General features: G+C 69.4%; 19 protein-coding genes. 12 read left to right on the forward strand and 7 right to left on the reverse strand.

What is annotated here, in order from left to right; genetic code table 11:
• Positions 1-126 precede the first annotated feature (126 nt).
• From F3H10_RS02650 to F3H10_RS02670, 5 genes are all read left to right on the forward strand, one after another.
• Positions 127-876, forward strand: a complete 750-nt coding sequence (locus F3H10_RS02650; protein ID WP_149783297.1) for a TetR/AcrR family transcriptional regulator — start codon at positions 127-129, stop codon at positions 874-876.
• Positions 877-923: 47 nt separating this feature from the next.
• Entirely contained in the window at positions 924-2306 is a 1383-nt protein-coding gene (locus F3H10_RS02655) for an MFS transporter (RefSeq protein ID WP_149783298.1), read from the forward strand.
• Positions 2307-2402: 96 nt separating this feature from the next.
• The gene (locus F3H10_RS02660; RefSeq protein WP_149783299.1) at positions 2403-2879 is read left to right on the forward strand and encodes a 50S ribosomal protein L11; all 477 of its coding nucleotides are present in this window, start codon (positions 2403-2405) and stop codon (positions 2877-2879) included.
• A gap of 136 nt (positions 2880-3015) precedes the next feature.
• The gene (locus tag F3H10_RS02665; RefSeq protein ID WP_149783300.1) at positions 3016-3939 is read left to right on the forward strand and encodes an LLM class oxidoreductase; all 924 of its coding nucleotides are present in this window, start codon (positions 3016-3018) and stop codon (positions 3937-3939) included.
• A gap of 79 nt (positions 3940-4018) precedes the next feature.
• Complete coding sequence (locus F3H10_RS02670) at positions 4019-5008, forward strand: carbohydrate kinase family protein (protein ID WP_149783301.1); 990 nt, start codon at positions 4019-4021, stop codon at positions 5006-5008.
• Positions 5009-5059: 51 nt separating this feature from the next.
• Here the strand turns inward: F3H10_RS02670 and F3H10_RS02675 are convergent, their stop codons facing one another.
• A complete protein-coding gene (locus F3H10_RS02675; RefSeq protein WP_149783302.1) occupies positions 5060-5395 on the reverse strand; it encodes a DUF7113 family protein in 336 nt (111 codons plus the stop codon).
• Positions 5396-5515: 120 nt separating this feature from the next.
• Here F3H10_RS02675 and F3H10_RS02680 point away from each other — a divergent pair, with 120 nt between their 5' ends.
• Positions 5516-7423 (forward strand): ATP-binding protein, encoded by a 1908-nt coding sequence (locus F3H10_RS02680; RefSeq protein ID WP_149783303.1) that lies wholly within the window; start codon positions 5516-5518, stop codon positions 7421-7423.
• A gap of 89 nt (positions 7424-7512) precedes the next feature.
• A complete protein-coding gene (locus F3H10_RS02685; protein ID WP_149783304.1) occupies positions 7513-7959 on the forward strand; it encodes a universal stress protein in 447 nt (148 codons plus the stop codon).
• A 13-nt stretch (positions 7960-7972) separates the two neighbouring features.
• On the opposite strand, the gene F3H10_RS02690 is transcribed toward F3H10_RS02685, so the two are convergent.
• Positions 7973-8266, reverse strand: a complete 294-nt coding sequence (locus tag F3H10_RS02690; protein ID WP_149783305.1) for a transcriptional regulator — start codon at positions 8264-8266, stop codon at positions 7973-7975.
• A 219-nt stretch (positions 8267-8485) separates the two neighbouring features.
• Between F3H10_RS02690 and F3H10_RS02695 the strand changes: the two genes are divergently transcribed.
• The 4 genes from F3H10_RS02695 (at position 8486) to F3H10_RS02710 (ending at position 11663) form a co-directional block, all read left to right on the forward strand.
• Entirely contained in the window at positions 8486-9088 is a 603-nt protein-coding gene (locus F3H10_RS02695; protein WP_149783306.1) for a TetR/AcrR family transcriptional regulator, read from the forward strand.
• A gap of 107 nt (positions 9089-9195) precedes the next feature.
• Positions 9196-10635 carry a sulfatase gene (locus F3H10_RS02700; protein ID WP_149783307.1) on the forward strand — a complete coding sequence of 480 codons (1440 nt, stop codon included), beginning with the start codon at positions 9196-9198 and terminating at the stop codon, positions 10633-10635.
• A complete protein-coding gene (locus F3H10_RS02705; protein WP_149783308.1) occupies positions 10636-11064 on the forward strand; it encodes a GtrA family protein in 429 nt (142 codons plus the stop codon).
• Positions 11065-11138: 74 nt separating this feature from the next.
• Positions 11139-11663: a YqaA family protein gene (locus F3H10_RS02710; RefSeq protein ID WP_223174183.1), complete on the forward strand. Its 525-nt coding sequence runs from the start codon at positions 11139-11141 to the stop codon at positions 11661-11663.
• A gap of 72 nt (positions 11664-11735) precedes the next feature.
• Here F3H10_RS02710 and F3H10_RS02715 read toward each other — a convergent pair whose 3' ends face one another.
• Complete coding sequence (locus F3H10_RS02715; RefSeq protein WP_149783309.1) at positions 11736-11933, reverse strand: hypothetical protein; 198 nt, start codon at positions 11931-11933, stop codon at positions 11736-11738.
• A 237-nt stretch (positions 11934-12170) separates the two neighbouring features.
• On the opposite strand from F3H10_RS02715, the gene F3H10_RS02720 reads away from it, so the two are divergent.
• The gene (locus F3H10_RS02720) at positions 12171-13007 is read left to right on the forward strand and encodes a VOC family protein (RefSeq protein ID WP_149783310.1); all 837 of its coding nucleotides are present in this window, start codon (positions 12171-12173) and stop codon (positions 13005-13007) included.
• Between the two features lie 631 nt (positions 13008-13638).
• Here F3H10_RS02720 and F3H10_RS02725 read toward each other — a convergent pair.
• Genes F3H10_RS02725 through F3H10_RS02740 form a run of 4 tightly spaced genes read right to left on the reverse strand, consistent with a single transcriptional unit; the run spans position 13639 to position 17055 of the window.
• Positions 13639-14343: an ABC transporter ATP-binding protein gene (locus F3H10_RS02725; RefSeq protein ID WP_149783311.1), complete on the reverse strand. Its 705-nt coding sequence runs from the start codon at positions 14341-14343 to the stop codon at positions 13639-13641.
• On the reverse strand, positions 14340-15104 hold the full coding sequence (locus F3H10_RS02730) for an ABC transporter ATP-binding protein (RefSeq protein ID WP_149783312.1): 765 nt from the start codon (positions 15102-15104) through the stop codon (positions 14340-14342). Before F3H10_RS02730 ends, F3H10_RS02725 begins: the two co-directional genes overlap by 4 nt.
• Positions 15101-16144 carry a branched-chain amino acid ABC transporter permease gene (locus F3H10_RS02735; RefSeq protein WP_149783313.1) on the reverse strand — a complete coding sequence of 348 codons (1044 nt, stop codon included), beginning with the start codon at positions 16142-16144 and terminating at the stop codon, positions 15101-15103. Before F3H10_RS02735 ends, F3H10_RS02730 begins: the two co-directional genes overlap by 4 nt.
• Positions 16141-17055 carry a branched-chain amino acid ABC transporter permease gene (locus F3H10_RS02740; protein WP_149783314.1) on the reverse strand — a complete coding sequence of 305 codons (915 nt, stop codon included), beginning with the start codon at positions 17053-17055 and terminating at the stop codon, positions 16141-16143. The genes F3H10_RS02735 and F3H10_RS02740 overlap by 4 nt, the downstream gene beginning before the upstream one ends.
• Positions 17056-17057 lie beyond the last annotated feature (2 nt).

The following is a 17057-nucleotide window of genomic DNA, read 5'->3' on the forward strand; positions in this document are numbered from 1 at the left end:
AGCGACCGCCCCGTGCCGAGTTTCGACGAACGCCCGTCCAGCGAACTCGTCCGCTACCGACCGGTTCCGGCGAGAAGCACCGCTCACCGATAGGGCTTTGGGCCTTGCTGACTGACCGGTCAGTCAATGAGCGAGCAGCCGGGCGCGGCCGACGAGATCATGGACGGCGTCTACCGGGCGCTGTGTAGACACGGCTACGCGGGGCTGACGATGCAGGACATCGCCGACGAGTGCTCGAAGAGCAAGTCGCTGCTCCACTACCACTACGACACGAAGGAAGACCTCCTCGTGGCGTTCCTCTCGCGGGTGATCTCCGACTTCGAGCGTCGCGTGACGCGTGGCGCGGACGCGCCCCCGGTCGAGCGACTCGTCGCGTTCGTCGGCTGGTTCGTCTTCGAGCCGGCCGAAACCGAGCGCGAGTCGTTCCACATCGGACTGCTCGAGATGCGGTCTCAAGGACCGTTCAACGACCGGATCCGCGAACAGTTGCTCCGGAGCGACCGGCTCCTGCGTGAGACCGCCGCGGACGTCCTCTCGGCCGGGATCGACGCCGGCGTCTTCCGCGAGGTCGACGTCGACGAGACGGCCGCGCTCCTCGTGGCGACGCTGGACGGCGCGCGGACCAGACAGATCACCCTCGGAACCGGCCTCGGTGGCGAGGACAGCGAGGCCTCCGAGGCCGACATCGCGTACACCCGGACGGTCGCGGAGGCGACGCTCCGGCGGATCGTCGAGCCGCTGCTCGCCGAGGGGGTGGCCCTCCCGTCCCTCGATGAAACGCTCGAGAAGCTCACGGCTCGGACCGGAGAGAACCCCGCCGGCGGGAGCCCGGGAGCGGCACGGGACTCCGAGCCGGGAAACGGAACGGGAACATGACGCGGTCGCACTCGACGTGTCCGGCCCGTCGCGCGGGTTCGTAACCGATGTCCCGGCTCCCCTCGATCGGCCTCTCCGAGTTCCCGGCGGTGCTGCTCGCGGTGATCGCCAGCACGTTCTTCGTCGGGTTCGGCGGCGGCGTCGTCTTCCCCATCCTCCCGAACCTCGGCGCGGTCCTCGGCATCTCCGCGTTCATGGTCGGCGTGATCCTCTCCGCGAACCGTTGGGTCCGGCTCGTCGCCAACGCGCCCGCGGGCGCGCTCGTCGACCGGTACGGGACGCGGAAGCCCTTCGTCGCCGGGCTGTTCATCGAGGGGGTCGCCACCCTCGGATACGTCGTCGCGATCGCGTTGCCGCCGGCGGAGTCGTTCCGTCCGGTCGCGACGGGACTGCCGGCGATATCGGTCGGATCGTTCGCGGTCGGCTCCAACGAGTGGTTCGCTGCCGTCGCGCTCGCGGTCGCGCCCGAGACGTGGTTCCTGCTCGCGCGCGTCCTCTGGGGCGTCGGGTCCGCCGCGGTGTTCGCGACCGCCTACACCATCGCCGCGGACGTCTCCGACAGCGGCTCGCGGGGGACGAACATGGGGGTCGTCCGCGGCGGCATCACGATGGGCTTTCCGGCGGGGCTCGTGCTCGGAGGCGTCGTCTCCTCCGTCGCGGGCAACGTCGCGGCGTTCGTCGTCGCCGCCGCGTTCGCCCTCCTCGCAAGCGTCGTCGCGTACCGACTCGTCCCCGAGACGCACGTGACGACCGACGGCGAGAAGCAGTCGGTCAAGCCGTGGGACATCGACACCTCGACGCCGGCGGTGACCGTCGGGCTCGTGAACTTCGGGCTCATGTTCGCGTACATCGGGGCGCTCTTCGCCACCCTCGTGTTGTTCCTCGGCGAGACCGACATCTCGCTTCTGGGACTCGACCCGCAGGGCACCTCGGGGCTGTTCATGGCCGGAACCGTGGTCTCCGCGTCGGTGTTCATGTTCGCCGGCGGCCGGGTCTCCGACTCCCGCGAGTCGCGGACGCCGATCCTCCTGGGGTTCCTCGTCGTCTCGTTCGTCGGCTTCCTGCTCCTCGCACGGGCCGGCTCGTCGCTCGAACTCGGCGTGGCCTGTATCGCCATCGGGGCGGGCCAGGGCGGGACGAGCGGGCCCATGATGGCGCTCTTGGCCGATCTGACGCCCGACGAGCGGATGGGGCGGGCCTCCGGCACCAACAACGTCTTCGGCGACGTCGGGGGCGGACTGGGACCGATGGTGTCGCTCCCGCTCGTCGAGAGCGTCGGATTCGCGCCGGTGTACGCGGCGTGTGCGGCGGTCCCGCTCGCCGCCGGGATCGCGCTGCTCGTCGGCGTCCGACGGGAGACGGGGACGTTCGTCCCCGGCCGCGACGCCGGCGAGTCGACCGGAGGAGAGGCCGCACCGACCGAGGCGTGAGTCGCGGGTCCGGCCGACGGACCGCCGTATGCGAACCGCTCGCGCCCGCTGGGCGAAAGAACAACCGTTAAAAGTCATCGGCGGGTTCGTACGGACATGGCTGGAACCATCGAAGCGCTCGTCCCCGGCGGGCAGGCCAACCCCGGTCCGCCGCTCGGCCCGGAACTCGGCCCGACGCCGGTGGACGTGCAGGACGTCGTGAACCGGATCAACGAGGAGACCGCCGCGTTCGACGGCATGGAGGTCCCCGTCACCGTCGAGTACGACGACGACGGCTCCTTCACGATCGAGGTCGGCGTCCCGCCGACCGCGGAGCTGATCAAGGACGAGGCCGGCTTCGAGACGGGCTCCGGCGAGCCCCAGGAGGACTTCGTCGCCGACATGTCCGTCGAGCAGGTGAAGAAGGTCGCCGAACAGAAGTCGAGCGACCTGCTGGCGTACGACACGAAGAACGCCGCCAAGGAGGTCGGCGGCACCTGCGCCTCCCTCGGCGTCACCATCGAGGGCGAGGACGCCCGGACGTTCGACGACCGCGTCGACGCCGGCGACTACGACGACGTCCTCGAGGCGTAACGCTCCGGTTCCTTCGGTCACGCTTCCCGCGGCTTTTCGCTCGTTTCCGATCCTACACCGTCGACGCCGACACCCCCTCGAGTCGACGGCTTCCGCCTCCGGAGGGCAGATACGTCGCCGCCACGAACCCCCGTCGATGACCGGGACGGACCACGAGAACCGGGGGTATCGGCGGCTGTTCGGTCCCGACGGGCTGACCTTCGGGGTCGGCTTTCCGCTCACCGGGACGACCGAGTCGACGCCGGCGGTCGAGGAGGAGGTGCGGCTCGCGAGCCACGCCGAGTCCGTCGGCTTCGACGGGCTCTGGGCGCGGGACGTGCCGACCTACTGGCCCCGCTTCGGGGACGCCGGCGGGGCGTTCGACGCCTGGCCGCTGCTCTCGCACGTCGCCGCGCACACGGAGTCGATCGCGCTCGGCACGTCGAGTATCGTGTTGCCCCTCCGGCACCCGATCCACGTCGCGAAGTCCGCGGCGACCGTCGACCGGCTCTCGGACGGGCGGCTCGTCCTCGGGATCGCCTCCGGCGACCGCGACCCGGAGTACCCGGCCTTCGGCGTCGACGCCGAGGAGCGCGGGACCGCGTTCCGCGAGCGCGTCGACGCGATCCGGGCGATCTGGCGCGAGGAGTTCCCCGCCGTCGCCGGCGAGTGGGGAACGCTCGAGGGCGACCTCGACGTGTTGCCGAAGCCGACGACCGGGACGCTCCCGCTTCTGCCGACCGGCAACGCCCGCCAGTCGACCGAGTGGATCGCCGAGCACGGCGACGGCTGGCTGTTCTATCACCTCCCCGAGAAGACGCTCCGGTCGTATCTCGAGGAGTGGCGCGAACTCGCGGGGGAGAAGCCGTTCGCCATCGCCGTCAAGGTCGCGCTCGCGGAGGACCCCGACGCCGATCCCGAACACCTCCATCTGGGGTTCCGCGCCGGCGTCCGGTGGTTCCGGGAGTACTTCCGTGACCTCGAGGAATACGGCCTCGACCACGCGATCATCGGCCTACAGGCCGACGACCCGGCCGCCGCGATGACGACGTTCGCCGAGGACGTGATCGGCGAGCTGTAGCCGGGAGGCGTGACGAGTCGCGTCTCGTATCGGCCCTGAAACCCGAACCGACTTTGTGACCCCGGCCGGACGGGGTGACATGACTCGACTCCTCGTCGCCGGCGAGACGCTCATCGACTTCGTTCCGGAGGGGCACGGCGCGCTCGACGCCGTCGAGACGTTCCACCGCCGGGCCGGCGGCGCGCCGGCCAACGTCGCGGTCGGGCTCGCACGCCTGGAGGAGCCCCCGCTGTTCTGGACCCGCGTCGGCGACGGGCCGTTCGGCGACTACCTCGTCAGAACCCTCGCGGAGGCGGGCGTGCGCGAGGACCTGATCGAGCGGGACCCCGACGCCGACACCACCCTCGTCTTCGTCAGCCTCGACCCCGACGCCGATCGGTCGTTCAGCTTCCACCGGAACGGGACCGCGGACACCCGGATGCGTCCGGGGTCCGTCGACGACGACGTCCTCGCCGACGTGGAATGGGTCCACGCGGGCGGGGTCGTCCTCGCGGACGAGCCGAGCCGGACGGCGACGTTCGACCTGCTGTCGCGGGCGAACGAGGTCGAGGACGCGGTCGTCTCCTTCGATCCGAACGCCCGGCCGGAGCTGTTCGAGGGAACCGACTTCGTCGACACCTGTCGGCGCGCGTTCGACCTGGCCGACGTGGTGAAAGCGACCGCGGAGGACCTCGTCGCGGCGGGGATCACCGACCCGACGGCGGGCGACGGCGACGCGGCCGAACTCGCCCGCGCCGTCTGCGATCTCGGGCCACACACCGCGCTCCTCACCCGCGGTCCGGACGGCGCGCTCGCGCGCTCGACTCCCGACGCGCCGTGGAACCCCACGGACGAGCCGATCGTCGTCGAACACGGCGGCTACCCCGTCGATCCAGTCGACACGACCGGCGCGGGCGACGCGTTCACCGCGGGCGCGATCGCGGCGCTGTCGGCCGGCGAGTCCGTCCAAGAGGCGCTGGCGTTCGCGAACGCCGTGGCGGCGCGGTCGACGACCGCGAAAGGAGCGATGACGGCGCTCCCGACCCGCTCGGAGGTCGAGTCGTTCCGGGACGCGCACGGCTCGGCGTAGGGCTCGAAAACAGCGGCGCGGACGGATCGCGTCGGACCGGATCCGCCTCGGTCAGGCCGGATCCGCCTTCGTCACCTCGATCTCGACGTCGTCGGGGTCGATGCCGATCCGGGCGAACTGGGTCCGGACGTGCTCGCGGGCCGCGGCCACCGCCCGGTCGCGGGTGTCGAAGCCGCGGGGCATCGGCTCCTCGAACGCGACGCGGATCTCCGAGCCGTCGACGAGGAGCGCCGATCCGCCGCTCTCGACCTGATAGAAGGAGTCACACACCCAGACGTACGCGGCGTCCTCGTCGGGCGCGCCCTTGTACGTCGGCGGCTCCTCGCCGCGTTCGAACACCGTCCCGGTGAGGTCGGTCCCGCCGGCGCTGCCGCGAACGAGTATCATGTTCGGGGTAGGGTCCCGACGCGTAAAAGCGGCCCGTGGTCGACTCGAGGGATCGGATCCCGGTTCGGGGCTGCGGCGTCCAGGGGAAACGCTTTCGGCCTGCGCGACGGTGACTCGAGCATGACTCTCGAGGACTTCACCGAGTACACCGACGAGAGCGGCGGTGGCGACGCCGACGCGGCGGAGGCCGGTGGCGACGTCACCACGGCGGAGGCCGGAGGAGACACTGCCACGGCGGAGTCGGACGGCGGCTCCGCGTCCGGGGCGGCCGACTCCGTCGAAGTCGACGACGTTGCCCCCGAGGACGCCGGAAGCGACGACTTCGCCGCCTACGACGTCGACCCCGCCGGAAGCGACGCCGGGCTCGGCGTCGTCTCGGTCTCACAGGGGCTCCGCGTCTCCGAGGAGGAGGACGACACGGCGCTGAAGGCGTTCGTCACGACCGGCAACCGCGACGCGGTGCGGCTGGGGAAGTACCTCGTGGTCCCGTATCCCGACGGCGAGCGGCTCTTCTCGCGGATCACGGCCCTGGAGTACGCCCAGGAGTTCCAGTCGGACGACGCCACCGAGATCCACGCCCGACGACAGATGCGCCGCGACGACTTCGCCGAGCGCGACTACAAGTTCATGGCCGAACTCGAGCCCATGTCGGTCGTCTACGACGACGTCGACGGGCTGAGCCGCCGGATGACGGATCGGGTTCCGAAGCCGGGCGCGGTCGTCGAGGAGGCCGCGGACGACGCGGAGATCAAGACGGGCCTGAAGATCCCCGAGGAGGGCGTCTTCCTCGGTCACCTCTCCGTCGGCGGGGAGAAGGTTCGGACCGCCGCCGAGCCCCCGACGGTCGACTACCGGATCAAGGACGACTACGGCGACGGCGACCCGCTCGCGTTCAGACACACGCTCGTCGCCGGCGGGACGGGGTCCGGGAAGACCCACGCCTCGAAGAACGTGCTCCGGCAGTACCTCGACCCCGACCGGACGTACCCGATGGACGACGGCCGGGAGGCTCGGATGGCCGTGGTCCAGTTCGACCCGCAGGACGAGTACGCCCAGATGCACGACGACAACCCCGCGATGGACCCCTCGACTGCCCGGCGGTTCGAGCGCGAGGGGATCGCCCACGGCGGCCACGACGACACGGTCGCGCTCGTGCCGAAGGTCCCGAACGCGACGTATCCCGGCGAGGGCCACCGCGCCGAGCAGGTCGAGTTCACGATCCCGTTCTCGATGGTGAACGAGTACGACATGCCGTGGCTCGTCGCCGGCTCCGGGCTCAACGAGAACCAGTACCCGGCGCTTTTGACGCTCCTCAACCGGTTCTTCTCCGATTACGGCGACGCGGGCACCTACCGACAGTTCCTCTCGTTTCTCGACGACCCGGCGCTCAAGGAGGAGCTCGACGAGTCCGGGCGGGTCCACGAGAAGACGTTCGAGGCGGTCATGCGCCGGGTTCGCGGCGTTCCCGGCGGCGTCTTCGACGGCGACGCCAAGCCGATCACGGACCTCGACCACACGCTCGTGCGTTCGGGCGGGCTCAGCGTCGTCCCGACCTACCACCTCCCGACCTCCAGACAGAAGGAGATCGTCGTGCTCGCGGTCTCGACGATGCTGGTCGGGGACAAGCTCTCGAACGACCCGCGCAGCGACCGGATCAAGGAGACACCCCTGCTGATCGGCATGGACGAGGCGCACAACTTCCTCGCGGACGCCGACAACGTCCAGGCGCGCAAGGTCCTCGACACGTTCACCGAGGCGGCCAAACAGGGTCGAAAGGAGCGGCTCGGCCTCTTCCTCATCACGCAGGACCCTCAGGACGTTGCGGAGTCGGTGTTCAAACAGGTGAACACCAAGGTCGTGTTGAACCTCGGCGACGAGGACGCCATCGCGAGCGTGAACATCCCCTCCAACCTCGCGGGAAAGGTGCCGTACATGGAGAAGGGACAGATGGCCGTCTACTCGCCGGACAACTCCGAGCCCGTGGAGCTGATCGGGCTGTCGACGTGCGTCACCCGCCACGGGGAGTGAGACGCGGGGCGTCGCCGGCGTTCGGGAGGTCTTTCCACCCTCGAAGAACCGCCGACGCGTTTTTGAGACGACCGCGAGAACCTCCGCGTATGACCAAACGGATCCTCGTGGCGGTCGACGGCTCGGAGGAGGCGGCCGAAGCGCTCCGGTTCGCGGCCGAGGAGTGGCCGGACGCCGACCTGACGGCGCTTCACGTGATCAACCCGGCGGACTCGACGACCGGCGCGGAGGGCGGGTTCCCCGGCGCGGTCGACCAGTGGTACGACAGCGCGAAGAAACGGGGCGAGCGGATCCTCGCGGACGCGACCGACCGGATCGACCGCGAGGTCGCGACGCGACTGGAGGTCGGCCGGCCGACGACGACGATCCTCGACGTCGCCGCCGGCGAGGAGAGTCCCGAGGGCGGGGACGCCGAGCCCTTCGACCACGTCGTGCTCGCGAGCCGCGGCCGGACGGGGCTCTCGCGGGTCGTCCTCGGGAGCGTCGCCGAGGGCGTCGTTCGGCGCGCAGAGGTCCCCGTGACCGTGGTCCGGTAGGTCCGTTCTTCCGCTATTCGTCCCCGTCGGCACGCTCCGCGGAGACGACCTCGCCGAGCATCGACCACCCGTCCTCGTCGGGGCCGGACCGACCGAGAAGCACCCGCTCGTGGTCCTCGGAGGTGACGAGCCGGAAGGCGGCGTCGCCGTCCGCGTCGGTCCGGACGCCCTCGCCGCGGAACTCCCGCTGGAAGAACTCGGTCGAGGAGAACTCGAAGACGCCGGACTCGCCGGAGTCGAGCTCGAGACGAACCGGGTCGGGCTGGACGTTGTGGATCCGCTTGGCGATCGGGTGGAGATCGGGCATACCGGAACTCCGTCGGTCGAGAATAAAAACCCGGTGAGCGTGCCGGGCGTCGGAGGACGTGGGAGTCCCTTACTAACCGATCAATCAATTCCGCTCGGACGCGGTCACGCCGTCTCGAGGGGTCAATGGAGCAGTACGCGGATTCGGACCGAGGCGTGATCTGTGGGATCTGATCGGGGAGTCAAAACCGTTATCCGGCGGGAGAGACAGGCTCCGGTAATGGCCGACGCGCCGGAACGGTCCGTCTCGGACGCGGACGAGGAGATCATGCGTGCGACGTATCGAGCCCTGCGCGAGCACGGCTACGCCGACCTCACGATCAAACGCATCGCCGCGGAGTACGGTAAATCGACCGCGGCGATCCACTATCACTACGAGACGAAAGACGACCTGCTCGCGGCGTTTCTCGAGTACGTCCTCGACCGCTTCGTCGAGGCGATCCACGACGTCGAGACCACCGACCCGGAACGGCGGCTGGAGCTGCTCCTGGACAAACTGCTCGTCGACGCCGAGGACCACTACGACCTGCTCGTCGCGATGTTGGAGATGCGGAGCCAGGCTCCCTACAAGGAGGCGTTCGGCGAGCGCTTCCGACAGAACGACGAGTACGTCCGGTACCTGCTGCGGACGGTGATCGACCACGGGATCGACGAGGGCGTCTTCGCGGACGCCGACGCCGAACGGGTCGCGAGCGCGCTCATGACGATCGTCGACGGGGCACGCACCAGGGCCGCGGTGTTGGAGGACCCGACGGAGCTCGCCGCGGCGCGTCGCGTCGCCGACGAGTACGTGACCGCCATGCTCCTCGAGGGGACGGCATGAGGCGGGAGCCGTCCGCGGTACCGAAAGGGTAAAACCCGAAACTGACCATAGTACAGCCATCGTGACCGCGTTCTCGACCGGAATCTCGACAGGGGTGTCATCGACCCGTGGGTGACGCCGACGTCTCGAACGTCGTCCTCGTCACGGTCGACTCGCTCCGGGCGGACGCGGTCGGAGCCTACGACGAGACGCGACACACGCCGGTCATCGACTCGCTCGCGGACCGGGGGACCGTCTTCGATCACGCCTTCGCGACGGGCAACTGGACTCCCTTCTCGTTCCCGTCGATCCTGGCCTCGACGGACGTGTTCACCGACACCGGCGAGATCGGCGTCGAGGGGGCGGAGACGCTCGCGGAGACGCTCTCCGCGGACGGGACCGCGACGGCCGGGTTCAACGCGGCGAACGGCTTTCTCACCTCACACTGGGGGTACGACGACGGCTTCGACGAGTTCGAGCCGTTCGTCGCCAGCGTCGGATCGAGCATCTACAGCCGGTATCTCGCGACCCATCCAACCGTCGAGGCGTGGATCCAGCTCGCGGCGTCGCCGCTCAGGCGGGCGGGGTCGTGGATCCGCGGCGAGACCGACGACCGGCCGTTCCTCGACACCTCGCGGATGTTCGACGTCGAACACGCCGCGACCGACTTCATCGAGGGGACCGACGCGCCCTTCTTCCTCTGGATCCACTACATGGACGCCCACACCCCCTACGTCCCGGCACCGAGATACATCCGCGAGGTCTCCTCGAACTGGCTGGGAACCCACCGGATGCTCCACGCACACACCCGAACCGGACTCGGGTTGGACGTCGACGACCGGACCCTCGAGGAGCTTCGAACCCTGTATCAGGCCGCCGTTCGACAGATCGACGCCAGCGTCGGCCGGATACTCGAGACGCTCTCGGAGACGGGCGTCGACGACGACACCGCGGTCGTCCTCGCGGGCGACCACGGCGAGGAGTTCCAGGAACACGGCCACCTCGCACACTACCCGAAGCTGTACGACGAGCTGATCCGGGTCCCGCTCGTCGTCGACGTGCCGGGATCCCCGGGACGACGGATCGACGGACAGGTCGGCCTCGACGCGATCCCGCCGACCGTGACCGACCTGCTCGGCGTCGATGCGCCGGCGGAGTGGACGGGGACCTCCCTCGCACCGACCGTGTTCGAGGGGGAAGCGCCGGTCGACGAGCCCGTGGTCTCGGTCACCGTTCGCGGCGAGGACGTGACCGCACAGCCGATCCCCCGATCGCTTTCGGACGGCGAGCTGTATGTGAGCGTCCGCGACCGCGAGTGGACCTACATCGAGAACGTCGACGCCGGGACGACGGAGCTGTACCACCGGCCGTCCGACCCGCTTCAGGCCACGGATCGCTCGGCGGACCCGTCCGAGGGGGCACGGGCGGTCATCGATCGGTTCGCTCCCCTCGCCGAGGCACACGCCGAGGCGGTCCGCGCCGGCGGGACGGACGGCGACGACGGGGGCACGGACGAGTCAGTGGACGAGGACCTCAACGCTCGTCTGGAGGCGCTGGGATACCGATAGATGGTTCGGTCGTTCCTCCGCGGCCTCGTCTACGGGCCGCTCGCCGTCCAGCTCCGGCGCTTCGTCACGGTCGGGCTCGTCGCGTCGGCGGTCCAGATGGCGCTTTTATGGCTGTTCGTCGACGTCGGCGGACTGAACTATCTGATCGGCGCGACGATCGCCATTGAGTTCACGATCGTCCTCTCGTACGTCCTCAACAACGCCTGGACGTTTCGTGCCTCACGGAACACCGGTCGGATCGAGTACTTCTCGGGGCTGCTCAAGACCAACCTGGTCCGCGGGACCGCGATCCCGATCCAGCTCGCCATCCTCTTCGCGCTCGTCGAGTGGGCGGGACTGTTGTACCTCCTCGCGAACGCGGTCGCCATCTTCCTGAGCGGCCTCTACCGATACGTCCTTGACGCTCGCTGGACGTGGGGTGACACGTGAGCTCCGTGACGCCGCTCGTCCCGTTCGTCTCGCCTCCCTCGCTCGTCTCCCCCGCCCCGCTCGTCGTCGACGGGATCCTCTCCGCCTTCGGCGGGGGGTTCGAGTCACTCGTCGAGTCGGCGACGGGGTGGCCCGGCATGGGAATCATCTTCGTGTACTCGTTTCTGATCGCCTTCGCGCTTCCCGGCCCGAGCGAGGTCGTGCTCGTCGCGCCGATCGACCTCGGGCTTCCGCCGTGGGCGCATCTCGGGAGCATCATGCTCGTCAGCGCGACCGGCAAGGCGATCGGCAGCCTGTTCGCGTTCCACATCGGCCAGGAGGTCAAACAGTCCGGTCCGGTCGTCCGGTGGCTCCGGCGGTCCCGGTGGAACGTCATGGAGTGGTCCGAGAAGCGCTCGGTCGAACTCGCCCAGCGGTACGGCTACGGCGGCCTCGCGATGGCCCTCTCGGTCCCCTTCTTCCCCGACACCATCTCGATCTACGCGTTCGCGGTCCTCGAGCGCGACTACACCCGGTTCGCCGTGGCGACGTTCCTCGGGAGTCTCGGCCGGCTCGTCGTCACGGTCGCGTTCGTCGGCGGGCTCTTCACGGTGCTTTGAGCCCGCAGAGGCCGAGCGTGTGGCGTCGCCGGGGGTGCTTTCCTCACGGATCCGGAACGGCGGGAGTCCGTCTCAGACCACGACCTCGGGACCGACGAGGAGGTCCCGTTTGGCCCGTCCGACTTCCGGTCCTTCCGGCACGAGCCCCGGCGTCGACGCCTCGTCATCGAACCGGTCGGGGTCCGGATCGAGCGAGGCGAGTATCTCCTCGAACACCGGACCCTCCCGCCCGGTGACGAGGGACCTCCGATCCGGATCCCATCTGCTCACGCCAGTCGTCCGTACTCCCGTCCGGGTCGCTCATACGGCGACCACTGGCCACACACGGATATGGCTGTCTCGACTTCGGATCCCCGAGCGTACGATCGACGGCCCCGACGTACCGGAGAGCACGCCCCCGACGGGACGATCCCACCGACGATCGGCCGCGTCACGTGACCCGTCGCCGGATCTCGGGCGAAGGGGGTTCGTCGGAACGTATTTCCGGGTCGCTTCCGGCCTCCCGGTATGGACCTCCGCATCGACCACGTGACGGTCGCGGGACGGGATCTGGACCGACTCGTCGACGCGTTCGACGAGGCCGGGTTCCCGGTCGAGTACGGTGGCCGCCACTCGAACGGCGTCACACACATGGCGATCGTCGGGTTTCGGGACGGGAGCTACGTCGAACTCATCTCGACGCTGGAGCCGGACGTCGAGTCGCCGTGGTGGGACGGCCCAATCCGCGAGGACGGTGGCCCGTGTGCGTGGGCGGTCGACGTCGACGACATCGAGGCGGCGAGCGCCGACCTCCGCGACCGCGGCGTCCGCGTCGACGGCCCCGCCAAATACGAGCGGACGCGCGAGGACGGCACGCTCGTCGAGTGGGACCTCACGTACCTGGGCGAGGGCGACCCGGGGTCGACGCTCCCGTTCCTCATCAGCGACCGAACCCCGCGGGAGCGCCGGGTTCGACCGACCGGCGATCTGGCGACGTCTCCGATCGCTGGGGTTGACACGGTCGTGCTCGGCGTCGACGACCTCGACGCCGCGGTCGAGCGGTTCGGGACCGCCTTCGACGCGAGCGATCCGACGACCGGCGAGAGCGCCGGCCTGGACGCCGACGTTGCGTCGTTTCCCGACCTGCCGGTCGCGCTCGCGGCACCGCGCGGCGACGGCCCGCTCGCCGACCGGCTCGCGGCGTTCGGCCCGCGCCCCGTCGCGTACCTCCTCGGGTACGAGGGCGACGGCCCCGGATTCGACGACCTCGAGTCGGGATCGATCGGGGGGCGACCGGTCGAGTGGGGTCCGGTGACACACCCGGTTGGCCGTCGGTATCTCGGGTTCGTCGAGACGGACTCGTAAACGACGGGGACGGACCCCGTAGAACACGGTATCGACGGTTAATCCCGATCGTTTCCGATCGGATCAACCGATCGATCGTAGGTGTTGTAAGACGGTTGTTTCGGTGAATATCCGGGTGAGTAAAAGAAGGTCGTTGTTGGCGCGGTGAACACGTTCAAAAACCCAACCGTTCGGTACTACGCAGTCGACTCTCCGGCGGAGAACACCGCCAAAGCCCCAGTCGCGAGGACTCGTGCGACTCGCTGTGCGCTTCGGTCGCTCGCGTTGCTCGCTCCCTGTAGTGCTTGCGTCGTCGGACTTCGTCCTCGCGACTGCCCCTTTGAGTCCCACCCCGCACGGCACCGCACCCGCACCTCACGCCTCCCCAGCCTCGTCGCTCACTCTGTTCGCGACGTCCCTCGCGGTCGGGTTCGCGCCCGTCGGGCGCTCACCGGCGCGCCACCGCAATCGATCGCTCACTCCTTAGACTGTAGTGAGCATCCGCGAACGGAGTGAGCGGTTCACCGACGGCGAGGCGAACGCCGAGCCGTCGGCTTTTTCCCTCCAGGTTTTTCGAGGAGCGGTTCCCGACGCGAACGCAGTGAGCGGCGGGAACCCGACGAGAAAAAGGTGGGAGCGAAAAGGTGGAACTTTACCCGCCGAGGAACTCGCGGCGGACCTCCTCGTCGTCAAGGAGGGCGTCGCCGTCGTCCTCGTAGCGGTTCTGTCCGTTGGCGAGCACGTAGCCGCGGTCACAGCGCCGCAGCGCCTCCTTCGCGTTCTGTTCGACCATCAGGACCGTGGTGCCGGCGTCGTTGATCTCGTCGACCCGGTCGAACATGTCGTCGACGAGGTCGGGCGCGAGCCCCGCGCTCGGCTCGTCGAGGAGCAGCACGTCCGGGTCGAGCATCAGCGCACACCCCATCGCGAGCATCTGCTGTTGGCCCCCCGAGAGGGAACCGGCGTCCTCGCCCGGCCGGTCGGCGAGCGCCGGGAACCGGTCGTACACGTCGCGTTTCCGCTCTTCCGGCACCTCGTCGAGCACGTACGCGCCGAGCCGGAGGTTCTCCTCGACGGTCAGCGTCGGGAAGACGTTGTTCGTCTGCGGGACGTAGCCGATGTGCTCGTGGACGACCTCCTCGGGAGACAGCCCGGAGATGTCGGTCCCTCGGTACTCGATCGACCCGCCGAGACACGTCGCGAGCCCGACGATCGCCTTCATCACCGTCGACTTGCCCGCGCCGTTCGGGCCGACGATCGTGACGTACTCCCCGTCGTCGACGTCGATGTCGACCCCGGAGAGGACCTGGAGGTCGCCGTAGCCGGCGTCGAGGTCGACGACCTCGAGCAGGCTCATTCGGCGTCACCCCCGAGGTACGCCTCGATGACGCGCTCGTCCTCGAGCACCGCCTCCGGCTCGCCCTCGACGAGCAGCCTCCCCTGTTGGAGGACGACTAGCCGGTCGACGAGGTCGGTCAGCGTCTCGAGTTCGTGTTCGATGATCACGATCGTCATCCCGTCCGCGTTGAGGTCGCGGACGTGGTCCGCGATCTCGCGAGTCAGCGTCGGGTTGACGCCCGCGAACGGCTCGTCGAGGAGCAGCACGTCCGGGTCGAGCATCAGCGTGCGCGCGAGCTCGAGCAGCTTCCGCTGGCCGCCCGAGAGGTTGCTGCTGTACTCGTCGGCGAGGTGGTCCAGCTCGAACGTCTCGATCAGCTCGTCGGCCCGCTCTCGAACGGTCTCCTCCCGCTCCCGCATCGAACCGCTCCGGAGCAGCGCGGGAAGCGTCCGTTCGCCCGGCTGGTCCGGCGCGGCGAGCCGGACGTTGTCGCGGACGGTCATCGTCTCCAGCTCGCGGGTGTTCTGGAAGGTCCGCACCAGTCCGCGATGCGCCAGCGACTCCGGCGGGTCGCCCGTCACGTCGGTCCCGTCGAGGGTGACGGTCCCCTCGTCGGGCGGGATGACCCCGCTGACGCAGTTGAAGAACGTCGATTTGCCCGCGCCGTTCGGGCCCATCACGCCGACGAGCTCCCCCTCGTCGATCGAGACCGACAGGCCGTCTATCGCGCGCAGGCCGCCGAAGTCCTTGACGAGCCCCTCCGCGGCGAGGAGGCTCATTGGTCCACCCCCAGCTCCTGTGGATCGCCCCAGATCCCGGCGGGGCGATAGCGTATCACCGCGACGAGTATCAGCCCGACGACGAGGAGCCGGAAGGCGGCGAACACGTCGCCGGAGACCGGCGTCACGCTCAGGCCGAACCGGGAGACGAGCCGCAGACCCATGATGATCGCCAGTCCGGCGAGCACCGCGCGGTGGTTCGCCGCGCCGCCGAGCAGCATCCCGATCCAGACGGTGACCGTCACCTGGATGGTGAAGAAGCCGGGCGCGACCGCGCCGTTGTACAGCGCGAACAGCCCGCCGGCGAACCCGGCCAGCGCCGCGCCGTAGACGAACGCCTGCGTCTTGTAGGTGATCGTGGACTTGCCGACCGAGCGCGTCACGAGCTCGTCGGCGCGGATCGCCCGGAGGACGCGCCCGTACGGCGCGTCGGTGAGGCGGGTGACGACCGCGAGCGTGATCAGGGTGAACCCGCCCAACACGAGCAGGGTCGCGATCAGTCTGGTGTCGGCGTCGCCGACGAGCGCGGCGATCGGCCGCGGCACGCCGAGGATCCCGACGTTCCCGCCGAAGGTCCCCTCGAAGTTGACGAAGATCGAGTGGAATATCTCGGCGGTCGCGAGCGTGACGATCGCGAGGAAGTCGTCGCGGAGGCGGATCGAGGTGGCGCTCACGACGACGCCGAGGAGCGCGGCGGCGATCACTCCGACGAGGAGCGCGAGCGGCCAGGGGTACCCCAGCGCGATCCCGGAGAAGCTGTCCTGTGCGGCCAGCATCGCGGTCGCGTACGCGCCGACCGCGAAGAAGACCACATGGCCGAAGTTGACCAGCCCGGTGTGGCCGTACTGGAGGTCGAGCCCGAGCACGAGCATCCCGTAGATCACGAACGTGATCCCGACCTCGACGAAGACGTACAGCGCGCTCGGAAGGTCCGCCTGAAGCGGCGTCAGAGCGAACAGTCCGCCGACGAGCAGGCAGGCCACCCCGGCGAGCAGGGCTCGATCACCGCGTCCGGACGGGAGACGGTCGAGGGCGCTCATGCCTCACGCACCTCCGTTCCGGCGATCCCGCTCGGTTTGACGAGCAGCACGGCGATCAGGATCGCGAACGCGACCGCCGAGGACAGTCCGGTCATCGACGACGGCAGGAACGCGGTCGAGATCGCGAGCGCGAGCCCGATGACGTACGCGCCGATGATCGCTCCGTAGGGGCTGCCGGCCCCGCCGAGAATGGCGGCGGAGAGGATCTGGAGGATGTGGCTGTACCCCGTCGTGGAGCTGACGTTCGTCTGGATCGCCATCAGCACGCCCGCGAGCCCGGCGAGGACGCCGGCGAGCACCCAGACGCTGTCGCGGATCAGCTGGGTGTCGATCCCGCGGACCCGGGCCAGGCTCTCGTCGTCGCCCATCGCCCGCATCGCGATCCCCACGTCGGTCCGGGTCAGGAGGAGGTGGACGACGAGAAAGACCGCCACGGCCGAGCCGACCACGGTCAGGTGCTCGGAGGTGAGGAAGAACCCGCCGAGCAAGTCCACCGATCCGATCGGCACCTCGGGGACCGCGTCGAACCGGAACGTCGCCGTCTCGGTGTCGATGTAGCGGGCGCTCCGACCGCCGAAGAGGCGTATCGCGTTTCGGACGGCGATCCCGAGCCCGATCGAGGTCAGGAGCATCGGCACCGGACCCGTGTGGTTGATCGGGGTGAAAAACCCCCGGGCGAGCGCGATGCTGATGACTCCGCCGCCGAGCATCGCGGCGACGACGGCGACGGGAAGCGGGCCGGGGAGCGCGTTCGCGGCGAAGAAGCCGACGAACGCGCCGAGCGTGAGGTACTCCCCGTACGCGAAGTTGATCATGTTCACGATCCCGTAGATGAGCGTGAACCCGATCGCGGCGATCGCGATGTACGACCCCGTGACGACCCCGAAGATGGCTTCCTGAAGCAACCCCATCG

It is taken from the genome of Halorubrum aquaticum (genome assembly GCF_900113615.1).
GTDB classification, from domain to species: domain Archaea; phylum Halobacteriota; class Halobacteria; order Halobacteriales; family Haloferacaceae; genus Halorubrum; species Halorubrum aquaticum.

Coding starts and splice junctions, on each gene's coding strand:
- F3H10_RS02650 (WP_149783297.1), top strand. CDS start 127: ATGAGCGAGCAGCCGGGCGCGGCCGACGAGATCATGGACGGCGTCTAC.
- F3H10_RS02655 (WP_149783298.1), top strand. CDS start 924: ATGTCCCGGCTCCCCTCGATCGGCCTCTCCGAGTTCCCGGCGGTGCTG.
- F3H10_RS02660 (WP_149783299.1), top strand. CDS start 2,403: ATGGCTGGAACCATCGAAGCGCTCGTCCCCGGCGGGCAGGCCAACCCC.
- F3H10_RS02665 (WP_149783300.1), top strand. CDS start 3,016: ATGACCGGGACGGACCACGAGAACCGGGGGTATCGGCGGCTGTTCGGT.
- F3H10_RS02670 (WP_149783301.1), top strand. CDS start 4,019: ATGACTCGACTCCTCGTCGCCGGCGAGACGCTCATCGACTTCGTTCCG.
- F3H10_RS02675 (WP_149783302.1), bottom strand. CDS start 5,395: ATGATACTCGTTCGCGGCAGCGCCGGCGGGACCGACCTCACCGGGACG.
- F3H10_RS02680 (WP_149783303.1), top strand. CDS start 5,516: ATGACTCTCGAGGACTTCACCGAGTACACCGACGAGAGCGGCGGTGGC.
- F3H10_RS02685 (WP_149783304.1), top strand. CDS start 7,513: ATGACCAAACGGATCCTCGTGGCGGTCGACGGCTCGGAGGAGGCGGCC.
- F3H10_RS02690 (WP_149783305.1), bottom strand. CDS start 8,266: ATGCCCGATCTCCACCCGATCGCCAAGCGGATCCACAACGTCCAGCCC.
- F3H10_RS02695 (WP_149783306.1), top strand. CDS start 8,486: ATGGCCGACGCGCCGGAACGGTCCGTCTCGGACGCGGACGAGGAGATC.
- F3H10_RS02705 (WP_149783308.1), top strand. CDS start 10,636: ATGGTTCGGTCGTTCCTCCGCGGCCTCGTCTACGGGCCGCTCGCCGTC.
- F3H10_RS02720 (WP_149783310.1), top strand. CDS start 12,171: ATGGACCTCCGCATCGACCACGTGACGGTCGCGGGACGGGATCTGGAC.
- F3H10_RS02725 (WP_149783311.1), bottom strand. CDS start 14,343: ATGAGCCTGCTCGAGGTCGTCGACCTCGACGCCGGCTACGGCGACCTC.
- F3H10_RS02730 (WP_149783312.1), bottom strand. CDS start 15,104: ATGAGCCTCCTCGCCGCGGAGGGGCTCGTCAAGGACTTCGGCGGCCTG.
- F3H10_RS02735 (WP_149783313.1), bottom strand. CDS start 16,144: ATGAGCGCCCTCGACCGTCTCCCGTCCGGACGCGGTGATCGAGCCCTG.
- F3H10_RS02740 (WP_149783314.1), bottom strand. CDS start 17,055: ATGGGGTTGCTTCAGGAAGCCATCTTCGGGGTCGTCACGGGGTCGTAC.